Source organism: Enterobacter cloacae complex sp. IR5412 (genome assembly GCF_049237385.1).
Taxonomy (GTDB): domain Bacteria; phylum Pseudomonadota; class Gammaproteobacteria; order Enterobacterales; family Enterobacteriaceae; genus Enterobacter; species Enterobacter intestinihominis.
The window spans coordinates 74,659-86,217 of the sequence record NZ_JBMKHQ010000013.1 but is presented as its reverse complement, the minus strand read 5'-3'; the positions used below and the strand labels follow the sequence as shown (position 1 = coordinate 86,217).

Sequence of the window (11,559 nt, the reverse complement as noted above, 5' to 3'; positions counted from 1 at the left end):
GGGAAGTATCGTCACCTGAATGACCCAGCCAGCGCAGAACTGGCTGGTCATTAACTATCGTCTGGAGCAAGCAATGCCGTGTGAAGAACTGGATATCGTCTGGAATAATATTAAAGCCGAAGCCCGAGCGTTGGCCGACTGTGAGCCCATGCTGGCCAGTTTTTATCACGCGACGCTACTCAAGCACGAAAATCTCGGCAGCGCCCTGAGCTACATGCTCGCCAATAAACTGGCTTCCCCTATCATGCCTGCTATCGCTATTCGCGAGGTGGTGGAAGAGGCCTACGCTGCCGATCCGGAAATGATTGCTTCTGCCGCCTGCGATATTCAGGCCGTGCGCACGCGTGACCCGGCGGTGGATAAATACTCCACGCCGCTGCTGTATCTCAAAGGCTTCCACGCCTTACAGGCGTACCGCATCGGCCACTGGTTATGGAATGAGGGACGCCGCGCGCTGGCCATCTTCCTGCAAAACCAGGTTTCCGTGACCTTCCAGGTCGATATTCACCCGGCGGCGAAAATTGGCCGCGGGATCATGCTCGATCACGCCACCGGCATTGTTGTCGGTGAAACGGCGGTGATCGAAGATGACGTGTCGATTCTGCAATCCGTTACGCTGGGCGGTACAGGTAAAACCAGCGGCGATCGCCATCCGAAAATTCGTGAAGGGGTGATGATCGGCGCGGGTGCTAAAATCCTTGGCAATATTGAAGTCGGACGCGGCGCAAAGATTGGCGCGGGATCGGTTGTGCTCCAGCCTGTACCGCCGCACACCACCGCCGCTGGCGTCCCGGCGCGCATCGTCGGTAAGCCAGACAGCGATAAACCGTCGATGGATATGGATCAGCACTTTAACGGTATTCACCACACCTTCGAATACGGCGACGGTATCTGAACGCTGGAACACTCAAATAAAAAAGCCCGGTGAGTTAATGCACCGGGCTTTTGATTAGTTGCGGTATAACACTTTGATAATGTGATAGCCGAACTGCGTATGCAGTGGGCCGGTTGGCTCCAGCACCGGGCAGGAGAAGACCACTTTATCAAACGCCGGAACCATCTGGCCCTGGCGGAACTCGCCTAAGTCACCACCGCGTTTGCCTGACGGGCAAATCGAGTGTTTCTTCGCCAGTTTGCCGAAGTCGGCGCCGTTTTTAATCTGTTCGAGCAGATCCTGTGCCAGTTTTTCTTCTTTAACAAGGATATGCAGTGCTGCTGCTGTTTTTGCCATGATCGTGCCTTGAGTCAACGAGTTTACGATCGGTATACTACCACGCGTTTTTCCTCCTCTCCCGACTTTCATTGAGTGATCATTTATGCGTTTAAACCCCGGACAACAACAAGCTGTCGAATTCGTCACCGGACCCTGCCTGGTGCTGGCGGGAGCGGGATCCGGTAAAACACGCGTGATCACCAACAAAATCGCCCACTTAATTCGGGGTTGTGGATACCAGGCGCGCCATATCGCGGCGGTCACCTTTACCAACAAAGCGGCGCGTGAGATGAAAGAGCGCGTCGGCCAGACGCTGGGCCGTAAAGAGGCGCGCGGGCTGATGATCTCCACCTTCCACACGCTGGGTCTGGATATCATCAAGCGCGAATACGCGGCGCTGGGAATGAAGTCCAACTTTTCGCTCTTTGATGACACCGACCAGGTGGCGCTGCTCAAAGAGCTGACGGAAGGGCTGATCGAAGATGACAAAGTGCTGTTGCAACAGCTGATCTCGACGATCTCGAACTGGAAAAACGATCTGATGACGCCGGCCCAGGCTGCGGCAAGTGCCAAAGGCGAGCGTGACCGCATCTTTGCCCACTGCTATGGCCTGTACGACGCGCATATGAAAGCCTGCAACGTACTGGATTTCGACGATCTGATCCTGCTGCCGACGCTGCTGCTTCAGCGGAATGAAGAGGTGCGCGAGCGCTGGCAGAACAAAATTCGTTACCTGCTGGTGGATGAATACCAGGATACCAACACCAGCCAGTACGAGCTGGTGAAGCTGCTGGTAGGACAGCGCGCGCGTTTTACCGTTGTAGGCGATGACGATCAGTCGATTTACTCATGGCGTGGCGCACGTCCGCAAAACCTGGTGCTGCTGAGCAAAGACTTCCCGGCGTTGCAGGTGATTAAACTGGAGCAGAACTACCGTTCTTCCGGGCGTATCCTGAAGGCGGCGAACATCCTGATTGCCAACAACCCGCACGTCTTTGAGAAGCGCCTGTTCTCTGAACTGGGTTACGGGACCGAGCTGAAAGTCCTTAGCGCCAATAACGAAGAGCACGAAGCGGAGCGCGTAACCGGCGAGCTGATTGCCCATCACTTCGTCAACAAAACTGAATACAAGGATTACGCGATCCTCTATCGCGGAAACCACCAGTCGCGCGTCTTTGAAAAGATGCTGATGCAGAACCGCATCCCCTACAAAATCTCCGGCGGTACGTCGTTCTTTTCGCGTCCGGAAATCAAGGATCTGCTGGCCTATCTGCGCGTGCTGACCAACCCGGATGACGACAGCGCTTTCCTGCGCATTGTAAATACGCCGAAGCGCGAGATTGGCTCTGCGACGCTGCAAAAGCTGGGTGAATGGGCGATGACCCGCAATAAAAGTCTGTTCACCGCCAGCTTCGATATGGGGCTGAGCCAGACCCTGACCGGGCGCGGCTATGACGCCTTAACCCGCTTTACCCACTGGCTGGGTGAGGTGCAGCGTCTGGCAGAGCGCGAGCCCGTGGCGGCAGTACGCGATCTGATCCACGGCATTGATTACGAATCCTGGTTGTATGAAACCTCCGCCAGCCCGAAAGCGGCAGAAATGCGCATGAAAAACGTTAATCAGCTCTTCAGCTGGATGACCGAAATGCTTGAAGGATCTGAGATTGACGAGCCGATGACCCTGACGCAGGTGGTCACCCGCTTCACGCTGCGCGATATGATGGAGCGCGGCGAGAGTGAAGAAGAAGCCGATCAGGTCCAGCTGATGACGTTGCATGCCTCGAAAGGGCTGGAGTTCCCGTATGTCTATCTGGTGGGGATGGAAGAGGGCCTGCTGCCGCACCAGAGCAGCATTGATGAAGATAACGTCGACGAAGAGCGCCGTCTGGCCTACGTGGGGATCACCCGTGCGCAGAAAGAGCTGACGTTTACGCTGTGCAAAGAGCGCCGTCAGTATGGTGAGCTGGTGCGCCCGGAGCCGAGCCGTTTCCTGCTGGAGTTGCCTCAGGACGATCTTATCTGGGAGCAGGAGCGTAAAGCTATTACCGCTGAAGAGCGGATGCACAAGGGTCAAGCCAACGTGGCGAACATACGCGCCATGCTGGCGAAAGCCAAAGAGAAAGGATAACAATTTTGTAGGCCGGGTAAGGCGAAGCCGCCCCCCGGCACGCTTCAAAGGGTCACTTCACATCAAGCGCCCAGTGCACATAGCTCTGCCACTGGCACTCCTGCTCGATCAACTCTGCTCCAAGCGGATGATCTTCTAGCCAATTTTCCGGCAGCGTCAGCGTCAGTTTTTCATCGTCTGCCACCAGCGTAATGGCCGGGAGGAGATCGTCGCGACGCCGGCTGGCAAACAGAATCGCCAGACGAAGTAAGCGGCAGAGATGTTCGGCCACGCGCGGCGGTACAGCGTTTTGCTGATGAAGTGAAGAGAGGTCAACGGCGTTGGTTTGATTCAGCAGCAGGGTCGCGAGCAATTTTTTCTGCGCGGGAGTGTAGCCCGGCAAATCGAGATTACGCACCAGCCAGGCTGCGTGTAGCGGCGCTTGTTTGTACTCAACGCTAAGCCCAATTTCATGCAACGCACACGCACTTAGCAGCAAATCGCGGCTTAACGGTTCGATATCCCAACGTGGTTTAACCTGATCCGCAAAGAGCGATGCCAGTTGGCCCACTCGCTGCGCCTGATCGGTATCCACAATAAAGCGGCGCTGGACGTTACGTAGCGTACGGCTTCGAATGTCCTGATCCACCGAAAGATGCAGCATCCCATAGACCAGACCTTCGCGCAGTGCGCCGCCTGCCAGGGTCATGCACTGGATGTTTAGCTCGGTAAAAATGGCGATGAGAATGGCTAGCCCGCTGGGGAAGACCAGCGCACGTTCGAGCGTCAGCCCTTCAATTTCCAGCTCTTCCAGACGACCACATTGAATGGCGCGCTGTTTAAGCTGCTGGAGTTTAGCAAGCGTGATCCGCTCATCCATCCCCTGCGCCATCATGATTTCCTGCAACGCCTGTACAGTTCCTGACGCCCCAACACACACTTTCCAGCCGTGGTAGCGCAGTTCGTCCATGACCGGACGCAGCACTTCACGCGCGGCATTTTCAGCCTCGTCGAAGTTTTCTTGCGCGAGATTGCGGTCAGTAAAGTAGCGCTCAAGCCAGGTTACGCAGCCCATCGACAGACTGAACAGCGAGGTCGCCTGGGCACCTGTGCCGGTCACCAGTTCAGTACTCGCTCCGCCAATATCCACCACCAGACGGCGATCGTCGCCCCCGGTAGTGTGCGCCACGCCCTGATATATCAGACGCGCTTCTTCTTCACCGCTGATGACTTGCACCGGGCAGCCGAGAATTTCCTGCGCTTTGGCAATAAAATCGACGGCATTAACCGCCAGACGGAGCGTCGCGGTCGCGACAACGCGGATTTGGGCATGCGGTATGTCCTGCAGACGCTCTGCAAAGAGGCGCAGACACTGCCAGCCACGTTCCATGGCTTCGGGAGAGAGGTGATTATCGCTGCTCAGGCCCGCCGCCAGGCGGACCTTGCGCTTGATGCGCGTCAGCGTCTGTATGCTTCCCGCCACCTCGCGTACAACCAGCATATGAAAACTATTCGAACCGAGATCAATTGCCGCATAAAGCGAGGTGGAACTGAGCATCATTTTTTAACCTGAACGACGACGATTACGCGGCGCACCGCCGGAACGACGCGGGCCATTACCGGTACGTGGACGGGTAAGGCGCTTAGGTGGCGGCAGTTCGCTCATCAGCGCGTCCGGATTGTATTTACTCTGTGGAATAGAGTGACCGATATAGGTCTCAATGGCCGGAAGGTTCAGCGCATACTCTTCACATGCAAGGCTGATGGAGTGACCGCTTGCGCCGGCACGACCGGTACGACCGATACGGTGTACATAGTCTTCACAGTCATCTGGCAGGTCATAGTTAAAGACGTGCGTCACGGCTGGAATGTGCAGGCCACGGGCCGCCACGTCGGTCGCGACCAGAATATCAAGGTCGCCACGAGTAAATTCGTCGAGAATGCGCAGGCGTTTTTTCTGCGCCACGTCGCCGGTCAGCAGGCCCACACGGTGACCATCTGCCGCCAGGTGGCCCCAGATATCTTCACAGCGGTGTTTAGTGTTCGCAAAGATGATCGCGCGATCCGGCCACTCTTCTTCGATCAGGGTTTGCAGCAGGCGCATTTTCTCTTCATTAGAAGGATAGAAGAGCTCTTCTTTAATGCGGTGCCCGGTTTTCTGCTCCGGTTCTACTTCCACATATTCCGCATTGTTCATCTGCTCGAATGCAAGTTCACGTACGCGGTATGACAGGGTTGCGGAGAACAGCATGTTCAGACGCTGGTTTGCCGCAGGCATACGGCGGAACAGCCAGCGGATGTCTTTAATGAAGCCCAGATCGTACATGCGGTCTGCTTCATCCAGCACCACGACCTGGATTGCCCCGAGGTTGATATGGTTCTGTTTAGCGTAGTCGATAAGACGGCCGGTGGTTCCAATCAGGATATCTACGCCGCTTTCCAGCACTTTCAGCTGTTTATCGTAGCCGTCGCCGCCATAGGCCAGGCCAAGTTTCAGGCCAGTGGCTTGCGCCAGGGGCTCAGCGTCTGCGTGGATCTGTACCGCCAGTTCTCGCGTCGGGGCCATAATTAGCGCGCGCGGCTGGTTAACTTTGCGGTCTGCAATCGCTGGGTGAGAAAGTAAATAATGAAACGTTGACGTTAAAAACGCCATCGTTTTGCCAGTACCGGTTTGCGCCTGCCCTGCAACATCACGACCGGCCAGCGTCAGCGGCAGGGCGAGAGCCTGAATGGGCGTGCAGTTATGAAACCCTTTAGTTTCAAGGGCTTCTATCACCTTTGGGTGCAGGGCGAAGTCGGAAAACTTCTGTTCTGTTAAATGTGTTTTGCTCATAGTGTGGTAGAATATCAGCTTACTATTGCTTTACGAAAGCGTATCCGGTGAAATAAAGTCAACCTTTAGTTGGTTAATGCGACATCAACACGTCGTTGGTGGAGACAAAACCAACGTACCAGGCTTATTCCTGTGGAGTTATATATGAGCGATAAAATTATTCACCTGACTGACGACAGTTTTGACACGGACGTACTTAAAGCTGACGGGCTGATCCTCGTTGATTTCTGGGCTGAATGGTGTGGTCCTTGCAAAATGATCGCTCCGATTCTGGATGAAATCGCTGACGAATATCAGGGCAAACTGACCGTTGCCAAGCTGAACATCGACCAGAACCCGGGCACCGCGCCAAAATACGGTATCCGTGGCATCCCGACCCTGCTGCTGTTCAAGAACGGTGACGTGGCGGCGACCAAAGTGGGCGCACTGTCCAAAGGTCAACTGAAAGAGTTCCTGGACGCTAACCTGGCGTAAGGTTTCTCCGCTGAGCGTCCAGAGCGCCTAATTAATGGTGAGCTCTGGACGCCCGGCTTTAGTCGTGCTAAGTTAGCTATGACTACGTTTTAAACATATCTTGTTGTTTGAATCTTGTTTTACCCGATACTTCCCGTTGTTAACTTAAACAGTGCGTGAAGTTGCTAGATTCCGGGCTTGTCACTCAATCCGTCTTGTCGTTTCAGTTCTGCGTTCTTTCCCTGTGACCAGACAGCGAACAGACATGAGGTGATGGCCGCTAAACAGGCATGGATGACCCTGCCATACCATTCACAACATTAAGTTCGAGAATCACCCCGAGTTTAAGAACCCACACCATTATGAATCTTACCGAATTAAAGAATACGCCGGTTTCTGAGCTGATCACTCTCGGCGAAAATATGGGACTGGAAAACCAGGCTCGTATGCGCAAGCAGGACATCATTTTCGCCATCCTGAAGCAACACGCTAAGAGTGGCGAAGATATCTTTGGCGACGGTGTGCTGGAGATACTGCAAGACGGATTTGGTTTCCTCCGCTCTGCAGACAGCTCCTACCTCGCCGGCCCTGACGACATCTACGTATCCCCTAGCCAAATCCGCCGTTTCAACCTCCGCACTGGTGACACCATTTCAGGTAAGATTCGTCCTCCAAAAGAGGGTGAACGCTACTTTGCGCTGTTGAAGGTTAATGAAGTCAACTACGACAAACCGGAAAACTCCCGCAATAAGATCCTGTTCGAGAACTTAACGCCGCTGCACGCGAACTCTCGTCTGCGTATGGAGCGTGGTAACGGGTCTACTGAAGACTTAACCGCTCGTGTGCTGGATCTGGCATCGCCAATTGGTCGTGGCCAGCGTGGTCTGATTGTGGCACCACCGAAAGCCGGTAAAACCATGCTGCTGCAAAACATCGCGCAGAGCATTGCTTACAACCATCCAGACTGTGTGCTGATGGTGCTGCTGATTGACGAACGTCCGGAAGAAGTGACCGAGATGCAGCGTCTGGTGAAAGGGGAAGTGGTTGCGTCAACCTTCGACGAGCCTGCTTCCCGCCACGTTCAGGTTGCGGAAATGGTTATCGAGAAGGCGAAACGCCTGGTTGAGCACAAGAAAGACGTGATCATCCTGCTCGATTCCATTACCCGTCTGGCGCGTGCCTACAACACCGTGGTGCCGGCTTCCGGTAAAGTACTGACCGGTGGTGTGGATGCCAACGCCCTGCATCGTCCGAAGCGTTTCTTCGGTGCGGCGCGTAACGTGGAAGAGGGCGGTAGCCTGACCATTATCGCGACGGCGCTGATCGATACCGGCTCCAAAATGGACGAAGTTATCTACGAAGAGTTTAAAGGTACAGGCAACATGGAACTGCACCTTTCTCGTAAAATCGCAGAAAAACGCGTCTTCCCGGCGATCGACTACAACCGTTCCGGTACCCGTAAAGAAGAGCTGCTTACCACTCAGGAAGAGCTGCAGAAAATGTGGATCCTGCGCAAAATCATCCATCCAATGGGCGAAATCGACGCAATGGAATTCCTCATTAACAAACTGGCGATGACTAAAACGAACGACGATTTCTTCGACATGATGAAACGCTCGTAACGCAAATAATCCCAGTAAACGCCACGTTTTTACGTGGCGTTTTTTATTTATGGGCTATACGCTATTACCACACACTCCCAATTTTGCCCGGTCGGTGCGACAATAAGAAAATTCGCACAGTAAAAATATTAATAGCTTGAATAATAAACAAATGGGTCGCAAGAGGTGTGCTTTATGCCTTCTGGCTTGATGCCATCATGGTTATACTTCTTTGACTAACATATGTTGAGAACATCCGTTGTGAACCTATTCGATACGTTTGCTGAACTCACCAGTATTTTTTTGTTCACTACTTGCTTTCTTTTTTTAGCACGTAAGGTAGCAAAATATGTCGGTTTAGTGGACAAACCTAACTTCCGTAAACGGCACCAAGGTATGATTCCCTTGGTGGGAGGAATCTCCGTTTTTGCAGGTGTTTCTTTCACTTTTGCTGTCGCGGATTACTATATCCCACATGCCAGGCTGTACCTGTGCTGTGCGTCTGTTCTGGTTGTTGTGGGGGCACTTGATGATCGCTACGATATCAGTGTAAAAATTCGAGCCTTCGTGCAGGCTGCAGTTGCTCTTGCCATGATGGTGGCGGCAAACCTTCACCTTAGCACTCTTGGATACATTTTTGGTTCCTGGGAGATGGTACTTGGGCCATTTGGTTACTTCCTTACACTCTTTGCCGTATGGGTCGCCATCAATGCATTTAATATGGTAGATGGGATTGATGGTTTATTGGGCGGACTATCTTGTGTTTCATTTGCTGCCATTGGCATAATCTTATGGTTTGATGGTCAATACAGCCTGGCAATGTGGTGTTTTGCTATGATTGCGGCCATTCTGCCCTATATTCTTTTAAATCTTGGCGCGCTGGGCCGTCGCTATAAAGTCTTTATGGGCGATGCGGGTAGCACATTGATTGGTTTCACTATTATCTGGATCTTATTGGAAACCACTCAGGGTAAAACACATCCAATCAGCCCGGTTACAGCGCTTTGGATCATTGCCATTCCGCTGATGGATATGGTGGCGATTATGTATCGTCGTCTGCGTAAAGGAATGAGCCCATTTTCTGCGGACCGGCAGCATATTCATCATCTGATTATGCGCGCCGGCTTCACGTCTCGTCAGGCGTTTGTGCTGATTACGCTAGCGGCTGCTATTCTGGCTGCGATTGGCGTTGCCGCGGAATACGCTCATTTCATTCCTGAATGGGTAATGTTGGTATTATTCTTGCTAGCATTTTTCATGTACGGTTACTGCATCAAGCGTGCATGGAAAGTTGCGCGTTTTATTAAACGTTTAAAACGCAGGATGCGTCGGAACAGTGGCAAAAACACAACTTTAACTAAGTAAAACCGGGACTATGATGACTCAACCGTTGGCGGGAGCGAAATCAGTGGGCACTGAGAACGAGCTGGATATTCGTGGTTTGTTTCGAGTGTTATGGCAGGGCAAACTGTGGATTGTGGGGATTGGCCTGGGGTTCGCGCTGTTAGCGCTTGCCTACACCTTCTTTGCGAAACAAGAGTGGAGCGCCACGGCGATCACAGACCGACCAACGGTGAATATGCTTGGAGGCTACTACTCCCAGCAGCAATTCCTGCGTAATCTTGATATCAAGGCCAATCTGGCGACCCCGGATCAGGCCTCGGTGATGGATGAGTCCTACAAAGAGTTTGTGATGCAGCTGGCGTCGTGGGATACACGTCGCGATTTCTGGTCCCAGACAGACTACTACAAGCAGCGTATGGTCGGTAACAGCAAAGCGGATGCCGCGCTGCTGGATGATTTAATCAACAACATTCAGTTTATGCCTGGCGATGTGCTCCGTAACGTTAGCGACAGCGTGAAGCTGATTGCGGAAACGGCGCCTGACGCCAATAACCTGTTGCGTCAGTACGTTGCTTTTGCCAGCCAGCGTGCGGCCAGTCATCTGAATGACGAGCTGAAAGGCGCCTGGGCTGCGCGAACTATCCAGATGAAAGCGCAGGTCAAACGTCAGGAAGAGGTCGCTAAGGCCATCTTCGCCCGTCGCGTGCATAATATTGAGCAGGCGCTGAAGATTGCGGAACAGCACAATATTTCCCGTAGCGAAACGGATGTTCCGGCTGACGAACTCCCTGATTCAGAAATGTTCCTTCTTGGTCGCCCAATGCTTCAGGCACGTCTGGAAAATATCCAGGCCGTTGGCCCTGACTTTGACCTTGATTACGACCAAAACCGCGCCATGCTCAATACGCTCAACGTCGGTCCAACGCTGGACCCGCGTTTTCAGACCTATCGTTATTTAAGAACGCCTGAAGAGCCTGTAAAACGCGATAGTCCGCGTCGCGCATTCCTGATGATCATGTGGGGGATTGTGGGCGCACTGACTGGCGCTGGCGTAGCGTTATTACGTCGCCGCACAAACTAAGAACGCCGTCTACGATGAAGGCTGCGGCCTTCATCGTCTAATCGAAGAGAATCGATGTGAAAGTACTAACCGTATTTGGCACCAGGCCGGAGGCCATCAAGATGGCGCCTCTGGTTCATGCGCTGGCCAGAGATCCTGATATTGAAGCGAAAGTGTGCGTGACTGCCCAGCACCGTGAGATGCTCGATCAGGTCTTAACCCTCTTTTCTATCGTCCCGGATTACGATCTCAATATAATGAAACCGGGACAGGGACTGACGGAAATCACCTGCCGTATTCTGCAAGAATTAAAGCCTATTCTGGAGTCGTTCAAGCCGGATGTAGTGCTGGTGCACGGCGACACCACCACCACCGTGGCGACCAGCCTGGCCGCGTTCTATCAGCGTATCCCTGTTGGCCATGTCGAAGCGGGACTGCGTACCGGCAATCTTTATTCCCCGTGGCCGGAAGAGGCCAACCGTACGCTCACCGGTCACCTGGCGATGTACCATTTTGCGCCAACCGAGAACTCACGTCAGAACCTGCTGCGCGAAAATATCAGCGACAGCAAAATCTTCGTTACCGGCAATACGGTCATTGATGCGCTGATTTGGGTGCGTGACCGCGTGCTGGCTAACAGCGAGCTTCAGGCAGAACTCGCTGCGCGCTATCCGTTCCTGAACAACGGCAAGAAAACGATTCTGGTGACGGGACACCGCCGCGAAAGTTTTGGCCGTGGCTTTGAGCAAATCTGCCACGCGCTGGCTGAAATCGCCGCGCAGAATGAGGATGTGCAGATTGTCTATCCGGTGCACCTTAACCCTAACGTCAGCGAACCGGTCAACCGTATCCTGGGCCACGTGGAAAACGTGCTCCTGATAGAGCCGCAGGACTATCTGCCATTTGTCTGGCTGATGAACCACGCCTGGCTGATCCTGACCGATTCTG

General features: G+C 53.5%; 10 protein-coding genes. 7 read left to right on the top strand and 3 right to left on the bottom strand.

The window, feature by feature from the left end; genetic code table 11:
* Positions 1-73: 73 nt before the first annotated feature.
* On the top strand, positions 74-895 hold the full coding sequence (cysE, locus tag ACOTX2_RS19750; RefSeq protein ID WP_022646641.1) for a serine O-acetyltransferase: 822 nt from the start codon (positions 74-76) through the stop codon (positions 893-895).
* Between the two features lie 54 nt (positions 896-949).
* On the opposite strand, the gene ppiC is transcribed toward cysE, so the two are convergent.
* Complete coding sequence (gene ppiC, locus ACOTX2_RS19745; RefSeq protein ID WP_006812396.1) at positions 950-1,231, bottom strand: peptidylprolyl isomerase PpiC; 282 nt, start codon at positions 1,229-1,231, stop codon at positions 950-952.
* A gap of 85 nt (positions 1,232-1,316) precedes the next feature.
* On the opposite strand from ppiC, the gene rep reads away from it, so the two are divergent.
* On the top strand, positions 1,317-3,341 hold the full coding sequence (rep, locus tag ACOTX2_RS19740; RefSeq protein WP_022646642.1) for a DNA helicase Rep: 2,025 nt from the start codon (positions 1,317-1,319) through the stop codon (positions 3,339-3,341).
* A gap of 52 nt (positions 3,342-3,393) precedes the next feature.
* Here rep and gppA read toward each other — a convergent pair whose 3' ends face one another.
* Both gppA and rhlB read right to left on the bottom strand, forming a co-directional pair.
* A complete protein-coding gene (gene gppA / locus ACOTX2_RS19735; protein ID WP_038416966.1) occupies positions 3,394-4,878 on the bottom strand; it encodes a guanosine-5'-triphosphate,3'-diphosphate diphosphatase in 1,485 nt (494 codons plus the stop codon).
* 6 nt (positions 4,879-4,884) lie between these two features.
* Positions 4,885-6,153: an ATP-dependent RNA helicase RhlB gene (rhlB, locus tag ACOTX2_RS19730; RefSeq protein WP_022646644.1), complete on the bottom strand. Its 1,269-nt coding sequence runs from the start codon at positions 6,151-6,153 to the stop codon at positions 4,885-4,887.
* A 144-nt stretch (positions 6,154-6,297) separates the two neighbouring features.
* On the opposite strand from rhlB, the gene trxA reads away from it, so the two are divergent.
* From trxA to wecB, 5 genes are all read left to right on the top strand, one after another.
* Positions 6,298-6,627, top strand: coding sequence for a thioredoxin TrxA (gene trxA, locus ACOTX2_RS19725; RefSeq protein ID WP_006812392.1), 330 nt, complete (start codon positions 6,298-6,300; stop codon positions 6,625-6,627).
* Between the two features lie 341 nt (positions 6,628-6,968).
* Positions 6,969-8,228, top strand: coding sequence for a transcription termination factor Rho (gene rho / locus ACOTX2_RS19720; protein WP_001054528.1), 1,260 nt, complete (start codon positions 6,969-6,971; stop codon positions 8,226-8,228).
* 240 nt (positions 8,229-8,468) lie between these two features.
* Positions 8,469-9,572 carry a UDP-N-acetylglucosamine--undecaprenyl-phosphate N-acetylglucosaminephosphotransferase gene (gene wecA / locus ACOTX2_RS19715; protein ID WP_045621327.1) on the top strand — a complete coding sequence of 368 codons (1,104 nt, stop codon included), beginning with the start codon at positions 8,469-8,471 and terminating at the stop codon, positions 9,570-9,572.
* Positions 9,573-9,585: 13 nt separating this feature from the next.
* Entirely contained in the window at positions 9,586-10,632 is a 1,047-nt protein-coding gene (gene wzzE, locus ACOTX2_RS19710; RefSeq protein ID WP_022646646.1) for an ECA polysaccharide chain length modulation protein, read from the top strand.
* 56 nt (positions 10,633-10,688) lie between these two features.
* A partial coding sequence (gene wecB, locus ACOTX2_RS19705; RefSeq protein ID WP_421625961.1) for a non-hydrolyzing UDP-N-acetylglucosamine 2-epimerase occupies positions 10,689-11,559 on the top strand: 871 nt, incomplete at its 3' end.